Source organism: Cytophagales bacterium (assembly GCA_019456305.1).
Classification (GTDB): domain Bacteria; phylum Bacteroidota; class Bacteroidia; order Cytophagales; family VRUD01; genus VRUD01.
This window is the reverse complement of the sequence record VRUD01000017.1, coordinates 40,954-58,990: the sequence shown is the minus strand read 5'-3', so window position 1 is coordinate 58,990 and position 18,037 is coordinate 40,954. Positions and strand designations below refer to the sequence as shown.

The window sequence follows — 18,037 nt, the reverse complement described above, 5'->3', positions numbered from 1 at the left end:
GGAATACAATGAATAGTAAACGAGATGATTGAGAAAGTAATTAACCGTAAGAACATGCGACTTGCATGTCAGCAAGTCGTGTCGAACAAAGGTTCGGCAGGCGTGGATGGCGTGTCTGTAAAGGAGTTATCCGAACACCTGAACATAAACAGGGACAAGATAACTACCGCATTGCAAGACGGCACATATCTTCCTCAACCCATCCTCGGGGTATTTATACCCAAGAGCAACGGTAAGAAACGCCTTTTAGGCATACCTACCGTAATTGACAGACTGCTACAACAAGCGGTAAGTCAAGTGATAATGCCAAAGTTTGAGCTGGAGTTCAAAGCATACAGCTATGGATTTCGCCCCAACCGAAATGCTCACCAAGCGGTACTTCAAGCGCAGAAGAACATCAATGAAGGCTATCAGCACATAGTTGATATAGACCTTAAAAACTTCTTCGATGAAGTGGATCATTGCCTTCTTTTACAACTGTTGTACCGCAAGGTAAAATGCCCTCTCACGCTACGCCTGATACGCAAGTGGCTACGTGCGCCCATCCTTATTGATGGGAAGTTAGTCAAACGCAGAAAAGGCGTACCGCAGGGCAGCCCTCTAAGTCCGTTGCTGTCCAATATCATGTTGCATGAGTTGGATAAGGAACTGGAAAAACAAGGACTGCGCTATGTTCGTTATGCTGATGACTTTAGTATTTATACAAAAAGCCATCAAGCAGCCCGCAAAGTGGGAAACAGTGTTTATTTGTTTCTAAAGAACAAACTAAAACTACCCATCAACCGGGAGAAAAGCGGCCTACGCAAACCTGTGCAATTTGAGATACTGGGTTTCAAATTCGTACCCACGTACATCAAAGGGGAGAAGGGTAAATACCAACTGACGGTGAGCAATAAAAGTTGGAAAACACTCAAACAAAACCTGAAACTCATCACAAAGAAAACCACTCCATGCACCTTGGACGAACGCATAGGCAAACTGAAAGAAGTCTTGCGAGGATGGGTGAACTACTTCCGTATGGCAAGTATTCACAGCAAACTCAAAGAACTGGACAGTTGGCTGCGTAACCGGCTGAGGTACTGTATTTGGTCTGATTGGAAGAAACCAGAGAGGAAACGAAAGAATTTAATTCGGTTAGGTATTCCGAACGGTCAGGCGTACGCATGGAGCAGGACACGGATGGGTGGATGGGCAGTAGCTCAAAGTCCGATTCTGGTGACTACAATCACCTTAAAACGGCTAATGAAAAGGGGCTACATATCATTGCTTTCTTACTATGAAAAGGTTGCCCCACATCTTAACGAACCGCTGTATACGAGACCCGTACGTACAGTGGTGTGAGAGCCTCACCCCGTCAGGATTTGGCGGGGCGGGCTACTCGATTGTGCTTAGTGCGGTTTCTGTCCGTTATTTATTCGGATTCTATTTTTGTTAGTCGTTTACGGGATTTTGACTTTCGTTTCTGTTTTAACTTACGTATATATTCACTTAAGTCAGTTTGTTCTTTAGCAGTCAACGGTCTACTCTGAATCATAAAGTCAACTCCCTTTGGCTCTTTTATTAGTCCCATGTTTTATGTTTTAAAATATTTGTCAATTAGTTTTTGTGCAGCATCAGTTGTAATGACCATTAATTGTCCTTTAAAATGGTACGCCCCTAATGTTCTTTTATAATGTTCTATTAGCTTACTCTTGGAATGAAACGAAACCAACCCGTCATTGTCATGCTGAAAAGATATTTTACAGGTAAACGCCACAAGATTTCCCGGTACTCCTTCGTAAACTTTGTCTTTTCCTCTGTTAAACGGTGAACTTTCCAAAAGATGCATGAATACATGGTCACTTTTAATAGTGAAGCTCAGTAGTCCCTGAATGATATCCGGATTGTTAAAAATTGTCAGTTTATAAACGTCCCTGTCATTTTGTTTAAGTTCACTTTTCCAGTCAAAAGCCCAACCATTCTTATTTGTCACCTGTTTTAAATCCAGTTTTGTTAGTCGTACAATATTGGTTTGAAAACTGTCCCCGCTATATGTGTTTAAAATTGAGTCGGTCAGCTGGTCAATGATAAAATCGAGCTCAGTGATTCTCTGCTTCTTCATATGACAAATTTACGAATTTTTTCTGAATATCGTAGGTGTTCAGTAGCATTAAGCAAAACGGTCAATGCTATGTGCCGTTGCGGTTTAAGAACTACGTCACTGTCTCCGAAATAAACCGCTTGTTGAAAACACTAAAGTACGAATATCCTCGTCAACCGCAATGGCATATAGATTATCTTCTGTTTTGCTCAATTTTCAGTCCACAGTGTTCTTATTTTTCCACTATCTTCTTCTGTCTCTTTTTCAGGTATCTTTCTTACTGCCGACTGCTGACTGCCGACTGCCAATTGCCGACTGCCGACTGCCAATTGCCGACTGCCGATTGCCGACTGCCAATTGCCGACTGCCAATTGCCGACTGCCAATTGCCGACTGCCAATTGCCGACTGCCGACTGCAGACTGCCAATTGCCGACTGCCGATTATATCCTCACCCCAATCACCAATATATCATCAAGCTGCTCTTCATTTCCTTTCCAGTCCTCAATAGTTTTATCAAGGACGTCATGTTGTTCAGACATCTTCTTATCCTGCACAGAAAATAACAGTTCCCTGAATTGACCGGGACTGAATTTCCCCCCCTCAGATCCACCAAACTGGTCTTGATAGCCATCTGAAAAAATGTAAAGAGTATCTCCCTTTCGCAGTTGCAGGTGGTGGTTGGTAAAAGGTTTTTCATTATCTCCATAATAACCAACAGGCTGTCTGTCCGCTTTTATTACCTCCAAACCATTCGCATTATCGCTGTTTTTTATATTCCGAAAGATATAAAGAGGATTGTATGCACCTGCGTATTGCAGTGTAGCGATGCCATCGCTCGTAGCGATGGCATCGCTTTTTCTAAACTTTAAACTTATTAGCGCCATATCCATACCATCCTGCTGCTTGCCTGTAGCCCCTGCCTTGCCAAACGCGTGTATCACACCCTTGCGGAGTTGATTTAATACCTGAGCTGCATCAGTGACTTTTTTGTCATATACGATGTCATCAAGCAACCGGCTGCCTATCATGCTCATAAAGGCGCCCGGTACGCCATGCCCCGTGCAATCACAGGCGGCTATTACAGTAGTATCCCTCACCTTTTAAAAAAATAGAAATCACCACTCACGATATCCTTTGGCTTATACAATATAAAAAAGCCTACATCTTCAACAGGCGAGAGTATTTCCCTGATGTACTCATCTGAAGGTAAGATTGCCTTTTGAATCCGTTCTGCGTAGTGAATGCTGTCGGTGATGTTTTTGTTTTGTTGTTTGATCTTTTCTTCCGCTTTTTTGCGTTCAGTAATATCACTACCAACTGAAATATATCGTATAATTTCACCGGCATCATCTAATACCGGAGTAACGTTAGTATAAAGCCAAACCGGCTCACCCTTTTTATTGTAATTGAGAATTTCTGATGTAAATGGCTTTTTTGTTTTTGCCATTTTATCAATTTTTTTTGCCACTTCAGGGTCTGTACCATCGCCTCTTAAAATAACGGAGGGATGCTGGCCTATAACGTTTTTCAGTTTAAAACCCGTAATGCGTGTAAACCCCTCATTAACCCATTCAATTTTATCATCTTTATCGGTAATTATCACGTAGTTGTCTGTTTTTCTCGCTACTAATGAAAGCTTATCTAATTCAATATTCATTGTTTCTAACTCTTCCTTTCGACTTTCCAATACCTCATTTTGCGTTAATATCTCTTCTTTTTGCGTCATAACTTCTGCGGTTCTTTCTTTAACCGTATGCTCAAGCTTCTTTTTGTCCTGTTCTAACTTATAGGCCCCTGCCTTTTGAACTCCGAATATGAACAGCGACAGCCCCAGCCAGATGCCTGCGTATATCAGGTATTTGAGGTAATACAGCGGGTTGGGGAGGTAGCTGAACATGTAGCGGTTTGCACCCCGCTGTACGAAAATATTGGGGTGCAGGTCTCCGTTTCGTTTAATTTCCAATGCTAAATGACCCCCTGTATTCGGTACATCCGCGGCAATGGGATGCGAAAAATCGTTGCGGACGATAATGATCCTTTGCATGTCCTCGCTAAAAAAACACAGTTCATCTTCCCCATCACCGTCTGCATCAATAAAGTGCGGAAAGGAGTGCACTAGCGGTTCAATTTTATATTCATTTATTGTTTCAAATTCTTCATTTAATTGTTCTATATTTCCTTTGAAATCAATTAAATACAATCTGTCTCTTTTTTCTGAATTAAGTGATATGATGTTTAGTGCTTTCCAGTTATATGCTTCAGGTAATATTTTTTCTTTTACTTTCTTTCCTTTGATGTTATATAGATATAAAGCCGGCTTTATATTTTCTGTTCCGGTATACCGGTATAAAACAGCAATGAATGTCTCGCCTTTTATTCTGTATGGAACTGCTAGTACATTGGATTGAAACAGGGGAAATTCAATCGGGTCAAAGAAAAAATTTAACTTATTGTCAAAGACCATCAGCCAGGCGCTGTTGTCTGAATACGGAAAATCTTCCGGCAAATTACCAGCTGCAGTATAGCCCTTAATAATTTCAATTTCCCCATCATTATTCAAATCATAGAAAATTGGACTGCCATAACCACTGTGAGCACCACTTTGAGGAGATTTCAAAATGGTGTCATTGATTATATCATAAGCATACATATTACGGGGCTGTTGTGCAAAACCGGTATGGATACTAAAAATCACTTCTTTGTATCCATCGCCATTCAAATCATAGAATTTGGCTTCCGAAATTCCGCCAATCTCATTTTTATTATTTTTCCATACTTTGTCAACGTATTTGGGTTTTGTAAGTTTTCCTTCGCATCCTTTTCCTTTGTAGGGGTCAATAAAGCGCTGAATAAAAATGGAGTCGTTCCTGAAAGTAAAAAAGTATATTTCATTGAACCCGTTATTGTCGCAGTCACCAAATGACACCCTGCTGCGGCGATGCAAGCGGGTTGTGAAATTCAACTGGCATATTACGCCATCTTTATTGTCAGATAGAATGAAATAATCATAACTCCCTGGTGATTGCAAGGATAAAATACCGCAGCGAACTTTCTCACTTTTCACGTCATTGTTGAGGTCGTTGTAAAGAACAATGCTCCATGATTTTTTGTCCGGTGTAACAAGAGCCGTCTGGCTGTCAATAAGTTCCATTTTGTATTTGTCAAAGGTTTGGGGTAAAAAGGGGATAATAATAGCGGCAACTACGAGAGCTATAAAGAGGGGGTTTTGGAGTATGTTTATTAACTTGTTCAATTGATTTTAAAATTGGGCAAAATAGAAGATAACGGGACGCGCATATGTTTCGTTGCGGTTTAAGAACTACGCACCTGTCCCAAAAACCAACCGCATATTGAAAGTGTAAAGATACATGTTTTTTCGTCAACCGCTATTGCTTATAGCCCTTGTTTTAGGGCAAATTTCTGTCTGCCGAAATACAGTTATTTTATACCAAATACCAAAAAATTTTGTTTTTTAGGGGGTATATTTTCTTCATGTGGCTGCGAAATGCGGCTATTCTTTTTCTAATATTTCCTTCATTTTATTCTCAAGTAATTTTTTGTCCGGGAGGTAAAGCTGGTATTTTGAAACAAATATCTTATTTGAAAGGCCACCTGTTGCATATTTTACCAATAGCTCATTCTTGTCTGCTGAAATGATAATGCCAATTGGTGCATTGTCGCCTTCTGTGTTTTCTTCTTCTATAAAATAATTCAGATAAAGATTCATTTGTCCTATGTCCTGATGCTTGACTTTTCTGATTTTCAGGTCAATCAATACAAAGCATTTTAGGATTCGGTGATAAAATACAAGGTCAACGTGAAAATGGTCATTATCAATGGTTACTCTGAATTGTCGGGCAACGAATGAAAATCCTTTTCCAAGTTCAAGAAGAAATGTTTGCAGGTTGTCAAGCAGCTTCTTTTCCAGTGCTTTTTCAGAAACTCTCTTGCTTTCCGGAATATTCAGGAACTCAAATACATATGGGTCTTTTACAATATCCTTTGTTGTCGCAATTTCGTGTCCGTGAGTGGATAGCTTTAAAACCCCTTCTTTGTCTTTGCTTAATGCGATCCGTTGAAAAAGTCCTGAAATTATCTGTCTTTTTAGCTCTCTTACCGACCAATTTTCTTTACTGCATTGTTTCTCATAGAAACTCCTGGTCAGGTCGTCCGAAATGCCAAGTAATTCACAATAATGCGACCAGGTCAATTTACCAGATGTCTGGTATTTTTGAGATTTACCAGACGTCTGGTGAATTTCAGACGATTGGAATTTTCCAGACTTCTGGAATTTTGGGTAATATTGATAAAACAACCGCATATATTGTAAATTGCTCACGCTGAATCCTTTGCCATAACGCATTTTTAGGTCATTAGATAAATCCTTTAATAATTCAGTCCCATATTCAGCCCTTTCAAGTCCGTGTTGCTCAAATTCAACAATGTATTGGCCGATTTTCCAATAGGTAGCAAGTAACCGCTCATTAATAGCTGCCAAAGCGTTTTCACGACCCATTTCAATAGCAAAACCAATGGAGGCAAGCAGTTCCGTGTATTTTTGGTTGGACGATATCTCGTTTTTTTTCTTAGCCATGTAAAAGTTTATATAGTGTTCCCAATTTTTGAAATTGTTTACTTTAAATTCCTTAATTATGTTTACAAAAGTAACTGTAGAATGGGGCTAAAACCGCAGCGAACTTTCTCACTTTTCCCGTCATTGTCAAGGTCGTTGTAAAGAATAATATTCCATGATTTTTTGTCCGGTGATACATAAACTGTTTCACTGTCAACAAGTTCCATTTTGTATTTGTCAAAGGACTGAGGTAAAAAGGGGATAATAATAGCGGCAACTACGAGAGCTATAAAGAGGGGGTTTTGGAGTATGTTTATTAACTTGTTCAATTGATTTTAAAATTGGGCAAAATAGAAGATAACGGTAGGCAAAAATTGCTAATGGGAGTCCCACTTATGGGAGTCCCACTTCCCGTGGGGCTCCCAATCAAGGGATTGGCAATCCTTTATTCGGAGCCCCACTTGGAGTGGGACTCCGAGAGTCGGGCTCCCAATAGGGGACTATGGCAATCTTCATTCGGAGCCCCACTTGGAGCAAGTAACTAATTTGTCAACTGTTAATCGTCAAGTAAAAAGTAAAAAGTAAAAAGTATAAATTCACTTTTTCCTTTTTCCTTTTTACTTTTTACTTGTCAACTGTCAATTTCTTTTCTACCCTAATACCAACCGCTAATATACCAGGCAACGGGTCTTTACGCATGTATTGCTTTAAGATTATTTTGTATGTGCCGGCAGCATTAAATTTAAGATCATGGAGTAATTCGAATTGATGATCATATATATCGCCAATACCGGAACCTAACGGTCTGCCTGTTTTCGCATCCATCAAAAACATTTCATGCAGATAAGTTGAAAGGGTTGAACCAACTGAATCTTCTAAATAATACCGGGTATAAAGATTATAATAGGGGTATGTATTCGCGTTACGAATGTTGTAGTAGATATTATACCTTAGGCTTGTATCCTGGATATTAAAACCAAATGTAAGCACCGAATCAACATACCAGCCTTCATTAGTCAATTCAACGTTTTGCTCATAAATACGGTTTTTATCGCAAGCAGTGAAGGCTAATAATATGGGTAACAGATATTTATAATAATTCACCGATAATGGTTATTAGTTTGTTAGTTTTTGGTTTTAGTTTGTTAATTTTAGATCAATTGTCATTAGTTTTGATAAACCAAAAAACTAAAACAAGTAACCAATCAACCATAACTAAAAACTAATAAACTAATAACTAAAGCGCTATGCGCTTAATGATCCCGGCTTTTCTCCTTTCTTATTCATCTGCATTATTTCATTTACCCTATCAGTAGTGATCGGGTGCCAGGTATTTTCATTTTCAAAAGCAAACCACATGATTTTTCTAAATATATCAGTCTTCTGGAGCTGGGCTTCTCCTGTTTTCGTTAATAATGGTTCTTCAACCGTTGGTATTTCTTTAAGAGCCTCCATATAAGTCTCTAATTCATAATTTAAACAGCATTTAAGTTTACCGCATTGGCCTGCCAGTTTGGTTGGATTGAGTGAAAGATTTTGGTAACGGGCTGCTGTTGTGAAAACAGATTGAAAATCGGTCAGCCAGGTAGAGCAACATAATTCTCTTCCGCAATCTCCTATACCTCCCAACCTTCCAGCTTCCACCCTCAGGCTAACCTGCAGCATTTCAACACGAATATTGAATTCGGCAGCGAGCATTTTGATTAATTCCCGGAAATCAACCCTTTCTTCTGCAGAATAATAAAATATGGCTTTGGTATTATCGGCCTGAAATTCTATGTCTGACAATTTCATTTCAAGTCCCAAATCTTTGATGATCTCCCTTGTTCTGAACAGACAGGAAAGTTCCCTTTCCTGTGTTTGTTTATATTTTTCTATCTCATTTTCAGAAGCTTGACGATAAATAATTCTTAGATCATCAGTTTCTGAAATTTTCTTTTTCTTCATCTGCAACCTTACCAGCTCTCCCTGTAAAGAGATAAATCCAAAGTGATGACCTTTCTGTTCCTCTACAATCACAGCATCACCTGTCACCAATTCAAGATCATTGGCATTGTGGTAATACCCCTTTCTGCCTCCTTTAAAACGAACCTCAACAATATTAAAAGTATCAGGACCGTAAGCATAATCCATATTGCCAAGCCAGTCAAATACATTCATTTTATTGCATCCGCCTGTTAAGCAACCCCCATTGTTATTGCAACCCGTTACTGTGTGACAGGCACCACCTGATGAACATGTATTACATCCCATAATTGTTTCGCTTAATTTGTCAAATCAAATCCTATATCTTTCCTGTAATATTTACCTTCCCAGTCAATCATTTCTGCCGCTGCATTAGAGAGATGCAGCGCTTCCTTCATATTTGAACCCAAGGCTGATAACGCCAATACTCTTCCCCCGTTTGTGATCACCTTGCCGTTGCCATTCGTTGTAGTACCTGCATGAAAAGCCATTACGAATGAAGAATTATTCGTAATTCGTAATTCGTCATTCGTCATTCTTTCAAGGCCTGTAATTTCTTTTCCTTTTAAATATTTCCCCGGATATCCTTCTGATACTAACATAACGGCAGCAGCGGTTCGCTCATCAAATTCAATATTAATTTCACTTAACCTGTTTTCAGCTGCAGCATAAAAAATATCCATAAGGTCTGTTTTTATTCTTGGTAAAACCACTTCGGCTTCCGGGTCGCCAAGTCTTACATTATATTCAATAACGTAAGGATCACCGTTTACGTTCATCAGACCAAAATAAATGAAGCCGCAGTAATCAATATTTTCCTGCTGCAGTCCCTCTATAGTCGGATCAACAATCCGCTCTGTAACTTTGCTCATAAAATTTTTATCAGCAAATGGTACCGGTGAAACAGCGCCCATACCACCCGTATTCGGCCCAGTATCTCCCTCACCAATACGCTTATAATCCTTAGCTTCCGGCAGCAGCTTATAACTGCGTCCATCTGTGATCGCAAAGACAGACACCTCTATGCCATCAAGATATTCCTCTATTACCACTTTAGCGCTTGCTTTGCCAAACTTTTCATTGGTGAGCATTTCTTTAAATGTTCTTTTTGCACTATGGATCGAATCTGCAATGATCACCCCTTTGCCAGCAGCTAATCCGTCTGCTTTTAATACGATATGCCCCGCCAGTTGGCGGGGCCATGCATCATGCGATTCTATATATTCCAATCCCTCCTGTAAAGAGTCCTTCGTGAAAGTTTTAGACTTTGCCGTTGGTATGCCATATTTACGCATGAAATTTTTGGCAAAATCCTTACTTCCTTCCAATTGCGCGCCTAGTTTACTTGGACCAATAATATTAATATTGTTCAAATCATCATTATCATTAAAATAATCCCAAATTCCTTCAACCAAAGGCGCTTCCGGTCCAACAACGATCATATCAATATCGTTTTGCTTTGAAAAAGAGGCAATTTTCTCAAAATCATTTACATCAATTGAGATGTTTTGAGCTATTTGTTGCGTGCCGGCATTACCCGGAGCTACGAACAGTTTTTTACCACCTTCCGCGTGGTCACCTGCAGCGTGAAATTTTCTGCTTTGCAATAGCTTCCAGGCAAGAACATGCTCCCTGCCCCCTGAGCCGAGGACTAAAATATTCATCCAATATCACTTAATTAAAGATCATTAAAAATTCAGTTATTGGTTTATTAGTTAATAGTTTTAGTTAGTTGGTTACTGGTTTTGGTTAGTTAGTTTTTTATAATTGCAACCCACCACTAATCAGGTTTTGAACCAGGATATTATTGTTTGCAAAAATATTTATTTTCAAATATCTAAAAAAAAACTCATTTATTGTTTTTTTATAACTTTTTTTTTATATTTGCACCGCACAAAATTTATCCCCCGGGCATTCCCCGAGAGGATCGGGGCAGGCGGGAGTATAGGTTGTGCGTGGGTTATTTAATAATCAGAAAATAAAAGCATTATGAAAAAAATCACTAAACTCTCGGTATTCATTACGTTGTGCGCCTTATTATATAGCAATAATAACTTTGCACAAGATGATTACGTTAAGCAAATTGAAAAATTAAGAAACAAGAAAGATGTTTTTTTCAAAAGCGACAAGGGCTCTCCGCTTTCTAAAGAGCGGAAAAGTAATTTTGAACATTTAGCCTATTTTGCTGTGACAGCTGAATATAAAATAAAAGGAGAATATAAAAAGTTGAAGAACCAGCCTCCTTTTATGATGACAGGCTCTACCGGCAAGTCATCTTTGTATGTTAAGCATGGAGTAATTTCTTTTAAGATCAATGGCGTTGATTGTAAGCTTTTTGCTTATCAGGATCCTAAGTTGGCTCAGAAAGCTAAGTGGGCAAATTATCTGTTCGTACCTTTCAGAGACCTGTCCAACGGGGAGGAAACGTTTGGAGGCGGCAGGTATATTCAATGGAGCATTCAGGATGCTGAAAAAGGCGAAATTGATTTTAACAATGCCTTTAATCCTAATTGTGTCTATAACATCAAAAAATTATGCCCCATACCCCCCGATGAAAATACACTTGACGTAAAGGTTGAAGCCGGAGAAAAGGATTTTGACTGGGAATCCGGAACTTAAGTATCACGTTGAAAAAGTTATCTTTTTTAAGGGCATATCTTCCCGAGCACTCGGGATTACACCTCAACCCTGCCTTTCTCCTGAATGGAGAAGGGTTAAGCGGAGTTTTTAGAGATGCCCTTAAATAAATATTATCTCTCTGAAATGGGCGGTGACTTCGGGTCCAATTTAAATCTGAAAATGAAACCACTAATTACACGAATTACACTAATTTAATTTGTGTAATTCGTGTAATTAGTGGTTTCATCCATCATCCTGGTTTCAGGAGCGCCTATCTCTATTGAAGCGCCGCTCACTTCTAAGGGTTTTTCTTATTCGCGTTTTTTTCCACTATTATTAAATATGAGATTAAATTCCAAACATCCTTACATTGTTAATGATCCCGGCATTTCCAAGGGTAGTCCTATTATTTCCGGAACCAGGATAAGAGTAATAGATATTGCAATAGAATATGACAAGCTAGGGCTTACTCCTGACCAGATTATAGATGCCCACCCTCATCTAAATTTGGAACAGATACACGGTGCACTATCTTATTATTATGAAAACATTTCTTATTTTAAAAAGAAAATAAGAGAGGAAAAAGAAACAATAAAAAAAATAATAAAAAAACACCCATCGATCATAAAAGAGTTCGTTGATTAAGATTACATTTTATACAAACGAAGGTGTCAATATAGCTATCTCTGATGGTCTAAAAAGAAGAGGTGTTAATGTCTTTTCAGCAAGAGATGCTAATAATCTTGGGCTTAGTGATGACGAACAGCTTGATTATGCAAAAAAAAATAATTTAGTTATTGTAACACATGATGTAGATTTTCTTACTATGGCAACGAAATATAAGCATAAAGGAATAATTTATGTCCATCAACAAAAATATAGCATTGGAGATTTAATAAGGAAATTGGAATTACTATATGATATTATTGATCAAAAAGAAATGGAAAACAGACTTGAGTTTTTGTAATTAATAGGGAATTTCATTCAAAAATACAACGGCAGCTATTTATCTAACGGGATCAACTGACAAGTAAGGCGCCAACTTTTCAAATTGCTCTTCTGATAGTACTTTGATGTTTTTTACTGCCTTTACAGATTCAAAAACTCCATGTTGTTTCCTGTAATCTACAATCGTTCTTGCCAGCTTATAAGAAACATAAGGATGCCGGCTTAGTTTATCAATAGCTGCGCTATTTATCAGTATTTTCTTTGGAATAAAATTATCTGCTATATAAGCATATTTTAAAAGTGCTTTCAGCGCTGCTAGCGCTGCTATAGAATCACGCCCATAATAAACTTCTCTTAACTGATCAAGTGAAACGAATCCCCCCAATTTATCTCTGAATTTGATAACTTTATTGGATAAAATTGTTCCAATTCCGTAAATCCGCTGGAGCTGTACCGTATCAGCTATATTGATGTTGAATCTTTCTATCTTTTCGGGTAGCGTGATGTATTTTTCTAATTGAGAAAAAAGTGTTTCAGGGAAGTCGTAAATTTTTTGAAGATCTTTTTTAGCTTTAAAACTGCCGCCTTTATTCCGGTATTTAATTATGTTGTTGGCTATCAGGCTGCTCATTCCTAACTGTCTCATTTCGTAATAAGAAACAGTGTTTGGATCAAAATCGAAGGGTTTGTTTGCCTCCTTAGAGACTTTGTCTCTATCAAGGTTTGCATCAATATCAAATGTTTCATCAGTGAGGTTAACGGGTGACTCATTGTTTAGAAAATTCGAGGCATTACGGGCTGTTAATTCCGGTAACACGATATAAACTTCTAATTGATAAAATAATAATTCAGGGAGGTCATAAATTTTTTGCAGGTCTTTTTTGGTAACGAATCTGCCGCCTTTGTTTCTAAATTTGATGATCCTTTTTGCTATCAGATCACTCATCCCTAATTGCCTCATAGCATCATAAGAAACGGTGTTGGGATCAAATTTAAAAAGTACTTTTTTGCCTGCTGAAGTATAAGGATCGCTGCTAATTTTACCGTCCGGTGAAATTGATCCTGGATCTATTTTAGCAACAAGGCTATCCAATAATTTTTGATCCGAAAGGTTATTATATTGCCTGCCAATAAAGCTTTTATACAACAGTGGCGCTACAAGTAACAGCGCCATTAAAATACTTAAAATAATAAAACCGTTGGTTTCTCTTTGTGTGAAGGAAAAGTAATTACGGATCCAAAATTTTATTTTTTTCACTTATTTTCCTGAAAGTAGTCAGTTATTCACTTGCAGTTGGATATGCTCCTAAAGCTAAACCTGCAACACCGGCAATTAATATGGCACCCACATCATCACTTCTTTCTTCTTTTATTTTTTGAGCTATTTGATCAAAATCTTTTGCCTCTTCATATTCTAAAAGCCGCTTTCCTTCCTGACATACTTTAACATATATCACCAAACGTTCTACTTCGCTTTTTGTTAAAGGATTAAAAGATGTAAGATTAATAATCGTATTATTATCAATTTTATCAAACTTTCCTCTCAACCACCATGCAAACCAAATTAAAGCTAAAAGAATAGTGGCTGAAAAAACTACATTAATAATATCCAAATACATAGTATTTTTTAATCAAAAAAGAATAATTAATATAAATATAAAACCTTGTTTTAATATTGGAAACGAATTCATCTATTGAAACCCCTTTAACATAATTTTCTATTTCGCAAATTGCATCAAGTATATGTTGTAACCGTGCTTTATCTCCGAAATAATTTTGTATCGCTTTCAACATCTTTGAATTAGTGACCATAATTTTGTAAAATTAATACTAAAAAATTCCAAATAAATTCAACAAGACAAGACCGATGACCAGAGGACAAATAACTTTGATAAAAAATACCCAAATGTGTGATAATGTTATTTTACCAAACAGGGGCTTACCAAAAACCGGAGCGCCAATATTTAATTCAAAAACTATCTTTTTTGTATCTATTGCCCAGCCGGCAAACAAGCTAAGTAATAAGCAAATAATTGTAATAACAGAAGTGCCCCAGATATGATCCATAATATCCAGGAAGCTCGTCTTACCTAAAAAGGACATTTTTGTAAGTGTTTCTGAACAACCCTGTGACAGCGCTGAAGGTAAGCCAAATACGAAAGCCAAACCACCAACGATCCACGCAGCATATTTTCGTTTTGTTTTATGTTCATCAACAAAATAAGAAACAGGTACCTCCAACATGGAAATGGAAGATGTCAACGCTGCTATCATAAGCAATAGAAAGAATAGCGCTCCTACTATGTTGCCAAAAGGCATTGCCTCAAAAACTTTGGGTAATACTTCAAAAGTTAATGTTGGCCCTTGTGCCGGTGATAGTCCAAGGGCAAAAACTGCAGGGAAGATCATCAAGCCGCCTAAAAGAGCCACCGAAGTATCGGCAAAAGCAATCCATACACCTGCTGAAACAATATTTTGGGTCTTAGGCAGGTAAGAGCCATAAGTGATCATAAGTCCCCAGCCTACACTCATGGAAAAGAATGCCTGCCCCAACGCAGCCAATACGACTTTACCATTTATTTTACCAAAATCAGGAATAAGATAGTATTTGATTCCTTCCATAGCTCCATCTAAGGTAACACTGCGGACAATCACAACAAGAATTAAAAACAGCAATACCGGCATCAACACTTTAGACCAGCGTTCTATACCTTTTTCAACTCCTCCCACAACAATAAGAATGGTCAATACAATAAATATTGCTAAAAGTGGGATAACATATTCAGGAGTTGCAATAAATGTATGAAAATCAGTTTCAATATTAAAGAGTGTAGTGTAGATATAACCGATAGTCCAGCCTGCGATCACACTGTAGTAGCTCATCACAAAAAAACAGGCTAAAATGCAAAGCAAACCTGTGATCACCCAGGCGCTTTTTGGTTTTAAATTTTGAAAAGCGCCGATAGGATTTTTACCGGTAAGCCGTCCCATTGCTATTTCATTGAATAACAGGGGTATTCCTATCAGAACTACACATAGCAGGTAAATAAGAACAAACGCTCCCCCGCCATTTTCACCTGTTATGTAAGGAAATCTCCATATATTTCCCAATCCTACTGCTGATCCTGAAGCTGCCAAAATGAAACCTAAGCTGGAACCCCATTGGCCGCGTTGTTGAGTTGGTAAAGCCATTTTTGTATTGATTAGTGAATTTTAAGTAATAAATACGGGCAAAAGTAATGATATTTGGGATATAACTTCGTAAATTCAGTTAATATTGGTTAATATTGGTTAATAGACGGTTAATAACGGTTACTTTTTGAAACGGGTTTTCCATTTACCTTCTCTATCCAACTTATATAAAGTTAATATCAGTTAACAAAGGTTAATATCGGTTAATACCAGTTACTTTTTGAAATGGGATTTCCGTTGCAACCATTTTTAACCGTTTTTAACTGCTATTAACCCAGATTGTATATCCTTTGCCTCACTACTTCATAAATAACAATTCCGGCAGCTACAGAGACGTTTAAAGATCCGATTTTTCCTGATAGTGGGATTTTTACAGTTGAATCTGCCAATTTAGTATATTGCGGATGAATACCATATTCTTCCGAACCCAATATAATTGCTACCGGATCACGAAAATCTGTGTCATAGATATATTTATCACCATTTTCCGTACAAGCTATTACCTGTAAACCGCTGTCTTTCAGGTACTCAATGGTTGATAGCAGGTTATTGGTCCTGCATACCGGCAAATAGTTCAAAGCGCCAGCAGATGTTTTGACAGCATCAGCATTGATACTGGCGCTTCCTTTACCAGGTATTATAATGGCATTTACACCAGCGCATTCTGCACTTCGTACTATAGCCCCGAAATTTTTTACATCTGTTATCCTGTCAAGGATCAATAAAAGTGGATTTTGAGCGCTCCGGAAAGTTTCATCAATAATGTGATGGAGTGAAGCAAAATTTATTGGTGAAATAATGCAGACAATCCCTTGATGATTTCCTTTTGTTAACCGGTTTAATTTTTCAGCAGGCACATTTAAAACAGGGATTTTCAGCTTTTGTGCTAATTTTATAAGCTCTGTTATTTTTTCATTGTTGAATCCACTTTTGATAAACAGTTTATCAATTTCCTTACCTGCAGTAAGAGCTTCAAGAACAGGTCTTATGCCATATATTAATTTTATATTTTCCATTTTCAATCCTCAATTACCTCAACATTCCCTTCCTCCATTGCTCAACCTCAGAATACCACTCTCTTTGATATGAAGGATACCTTATCAATTCATAATGATTGCCGGAAAAAATATTGGCTTTATGAACAAATGTAAAGGATAATTCCTCATGGAATGGACGGGCATCCCACTGGTTGATCACATACCTTGAATAGATCCATTTTTCTTTATCATCAAACTTATATACTTCTTCAGGCCTTCCATAGATTATATAGATCATCCCCCGGTCTGTCTTCCATCCTTCTTTATAGGATGTAAAATTACGATTGGCAAATTCTACCCGGTTATAATATAATTTTATGAGCCTGCGTGCATAATTTTCATTACGGGCGATATCAATCCAAAAATCATCTAAAGCTAACTTGGGATGTTTGGAATTGATCAATCGTTTTCTTTCTTCTTTAGTGGTAATATAAATAAGCTGTTCAATCAGGTCTTTGACTTTTGTTGCCTTTGGATACTTACCATCTAACACTAAAAAAGAAAAACCATCATTTCCATTTGTATCTTGTTGTACAAAATATAACCCTTTTTTGGGGAACATGAGTAGTGAATTAGAATGAACGGTATAAACAGTGTCTATCTTCAACGTTTTAGAGCTGCCGCTATGATCACGATCACGCGCCATCGGTGGCAGAGCCGGCTTAAAATTATGATCATAATGATAAATATACAGGCTGGTTACAGGTTGCCGGTCGGAGCGAATCGGAGATCCCGACTGAGGTACGGAGTCGGGAATGCTTGATTCGGAGATTTGTATCGTATCAGCAGGGTTGATGTAATCTTTAAACAAAGGATATTTGCCCGTTTTATCAAAAAGGTAAAATCTATCAGAAAATTTATTATCAAAATTTACAGGAGTCTCACAGATGAACCTTTCACTCTTACGTGGAATAAAGGTATATTTATCTACTTCTTTTATTCCAATAATCAGTAATGCATCTGTAGTTTTCCCGCTTTCGCCCCCCAATGAGCTCTCAGACTTTGTCCCCCCCGGGTAACCCGGGGAGGCAGGCGTGACAGGTTTTGATTTCGGAATTTTAAATGAAATATATTTATGTTGTAAGGAACCGGCATCCGGATTGAGCTCAAATTTTAATCTGAAAGTATCCGATAAAATTATATTACTGCTTCGATAATCATTAGTCAGCCAATAAAATATCTTAAAATCTCTGGCCTGAACACCTTTCATTTTATGTTGAATAGTAAGCTTCAAGTAAACATTTATACTATCTTTTTCATTTAATGAAAGGCAATTACAAGTTAAGTAGGTATTTTCATTATACAGATAAGCGATATCTCTGTTACTCAAACTTCTGTTGTCAACAACACAAGAAGTAAAAGGACAACAAAGCAAGATTATGAATGCAGTATTAAAATTGTACACCCGGATACTTTAAGAATGTTGGCTCTTTTCTAAATATTGGATGATCCCGAGTACTTGAGATCGGTTTTCGGTTCAGTAAATTCAATAAGTTGGCAAAATGCAGTTGGCAGTTGGCAAATCTTTCCTCGCCTTTGGCGAGGGAGTTTTTTGCCAACTGCCTATTGCCAACTGCCAACTTGAAAATGCCAACTGCTAACTGTTTTTATAATTACTATCA

The 18,037-nt window shown here is 37.8% G+C and carries 17 protein-coding genes and 1 pseudogene; 5 read left to right on the top strand and 13 right to left on the bottom strand.

Translation table 11 applies throughout. The annotated features are described in order from the left end of the window. The first annotated feature begins 24 nt into the window (after positions 1–24). Positions 25–1,341, top strand: coding sequence for a group II intron reverse transcriptase/maturase (gene ltrA / locus FVQ77_05580; protein MBW8049801.1), 1,317 nt, complete (start codon positions 25–27; stop codon positions 1,339–1,341). Between the two features lie 232 nt (positions 1,342–1,573). On the opposite strand, the gene FVQ77_05575 is transcribed toward ltrA, so the two are convergent. Continuing rightward, positions 1,574–2,101, bottom strand: coding sequence for a hypothetical protein (locus FVQ77_05575; protein ID MBW8049800.1), 528 nt, complete (start codon positions 2,099–2,101; stop codon positions 1,574–1,576). A 259-nt stretch (positions 2,102–2,360) separates the two neighbouring features. Here FVQ77_05575 and FVQ77_05570 point away from each other — a divergent pair. Next, positions 2,361–2,543 (top strand): annotated as a pseudogene (locus FVQ77_05570) (hypothetical protein). On the opposite strand, the gene FVQ77_05565 reads toward FVQ77_05570, so the two are convergent. The 7 genes from FVQ77_05565 to purD all read right to left on the bottom strand — a co-directional run bounded on the left by FVQ77_05565 (position 2,522) and on the right by purD (position 10,283). Next, the gene (locus FVQ77_05565; protein MBW8049799.1) at positions 2,522–3,178 is read right to left on the bottom strand and encodes a SpoIIE family protein phosphatase; all 657 of its coding nucleotides are present in this window, start codon (positions 3,176–3,178) and stop codon (positions 2,522–2,524) included. The pseudogene FVQ77_05570 and the gene FVQ77_05565 sit on opposite strands and share 22 nt — an antisense overlap. Next, complete coding sequence (locus tag FVQ77_05560) at positions 3,175–5,334, bottom strand: PAS domain-containing protein (protein ID MBW8049798.1); 2,160 nt, start codon at positions 5,332–5,334, stop codon at positions 3,175–3,177. Before FVQ77_05560 ends, FVQ77_05565 begins: the two co-directional genes overlap by 4 nt. A 258-nt stretch (positions 5,335–5,592) precedes the next feature. Further along, on the bottom strand, positions 5,593–6,675 hold the full coding sequence (locus tag FVQ77_05555; GenBank protein MBW8049797.1) for a DUF1016 domain-containing protein: 1,083 nt from the start codon (positions 6,673–6,675) through the stop codon (positions 5,593–5,595). 62 nt (positions 6,676–6,737) lie between these two features. After that, positions 6,738–6,983 carry a hypothetical protein gene (locus tag FVQ77_05550; GenBank protein MBW8049796.1) on the bottom strand — a complete coding sequence of 82 codons (246 nt, stop codon included), beginning with the start codon at positions 6,981–6,983 and terminating at the stop codon, positions 6,738–6,740. Positions 6,984–7,278: 295 nt separating this feature from the next. Then, on the bottom strand, positions 7,279–7,740 hold the full coding sequence (gene gldH / locus FVQ77_05545; GenBank protein MBW8049795.1) for a gliding motility lipoprotein GldH: 462 nt from the start codon (positions 7,738–7,740) through the stop codon (positions 7,279–7,281). A gap of 159 nt (positions 7,741–7,899) precedes the next feature. Continuing rightward, a complete protein-coding gene (locus FVQ77_05540; GenBank protein MBW8049794.1) occupies positions 7,900–8,907 on the bottom strand; it encodes a Signal peptidase-like protein in 1,008 nt (335 codons plus the stop codon). 11 nt (positions 8,908–8,918) lie between these two features. After that, positions 8,919–10,283, bottom strand: coding sequence for a phosphoribosylamine--glycine ligase (purD, locus tag FVQ77_05535; protein MBW8049793.1), 1,365 nt, complete (start codon positions 10,281–10,283; stop codon positions 8,919–8,921). A 325-nt stretch (positions 10,284–10,608) separates the two neighbouring features. Here purD and FVQ77_05530 point away from each other — a divergent pair, with 325 nt between their 5' ends. The 3 genes from FVQ77_05530 to FVQ77_05520 all read left to right on the top strand — a co-directional run bounded on the left by FVQ77_05530 (position 10,609) and on the right by FVQ77_05520 (position 12,205). Further along, positions 10,609–11,238, top strand: coding sequence for a DUF1684 domain-containing protein (locus tag FVQ77_05530; GenBank protein ID MBW8049792.1), 630 nt, complete (start codon positions 10,609–10,611; stop codon positions 11,236–11,238). 342 nt (positions 11,239–11,580) lie between these two features. After that, positions 11,581–11,883 carry a DUF433 domain-containing protein gene (locus FVQ77_05525; GenBank protein MBW8049791.1) on the top strand — a complete coding sequence of 101 codons (303 nt, stop codon included), beginning with the start codon at positions 11,581–11,583 and terminating at the stop codon, positions 11,881–11,883. Next, positions 11,876–12,205 carry a hypothetical protein gene (locus FVQ77_05520; protein ID MBW8049790.1) on the top strand — a complete coding sequence of 110 codons (330 nt, stop codon included), beginning with the start codon at positions 11,876–11,878 and terminating at the stop codon, positions 12,203–12,205. The genes FVQ77_05525 and FVQ77_05520 overlap by 8 nt, the downstream gene beginning before the upstream one ends. A 39-nt stretch (positions 12,206–12,244) precedes the next feature. Here the strand turns inward: FVQ77_05520 and FVQ77_05515 are convergent, their stop codons facing one another. The 5 genes from FVQ77_05515 to FVQ77_05495 all read right to left on the bottom strand — a co-directional run bounded on the left by FVQ77_05515 (position 12,245) and on the right by FVQ77_05495 (position 17,745). Next, positions 12,245–13,444, bottom strand: coding sequence for a helix-hairpin-helix domain-containing protein (locus FVQ77_05515; protein MBW8049789.1), 1,200 nt, complete (start codon positions 13,442–13,444; stop codon positions 12,245–12,247). A 22-nt stretch (positions 13,445–13,466) separates the two neighbouring features. Beyond that, on the bottom strand, positions 13,467–13,799 hold the full coding sequence (locus FVQ77_05510) for a hypothetical protein (protein ID MBW8049788.1): 333 nt from the start codon (positions 13,797–13,799) through the stop codon (positions 13,467–13,469). 217 nt (positions 13,800–14,016) lie between these two features. Next, positions 14,017–15,378 (bottom strand): sodium-dependent transporter, encoded by a 1,362-nt coding sequence (locus FVQ77_05505; GenBank protein ID MBW8049787.1) that lies wholly within the window; start codon positions 15,376–15,378, stop codon positions 14,017–14,019. A gap of 269 nt (positions 15,379–15,647) precedes the next feature. Beyond that, positions 15,648–16,394 (bottom strand): 23S rRNA (guanosine(2251)-2'-O)-methyltransferase RlmB, encoded by a 747-nt coding sequence (rlmB, locus tag FVQ77_05500; protein ID MBW8049786.1) that lies wholly within the window; start codon positions 16,392–16,394, stop codon positions 15,648–15,650. 13 nt (positions 16,395–16,407) lie between these two features. After that, positions 16,408–17,745 carry a GWxTD domain-containing protein gene (locus FVQ77_05495; protein MBW8049785.1) on the bottom strand — a complete coding sequence of 446 codons (1,338 nt, stop codon included), beginning with the start codon at positions 17,743–17,745 and terminating at the stop codon, positions 16,408–16,410. Between the last annotated feature and the right edge of the window lie 292 nt (positions 17,746–18,037).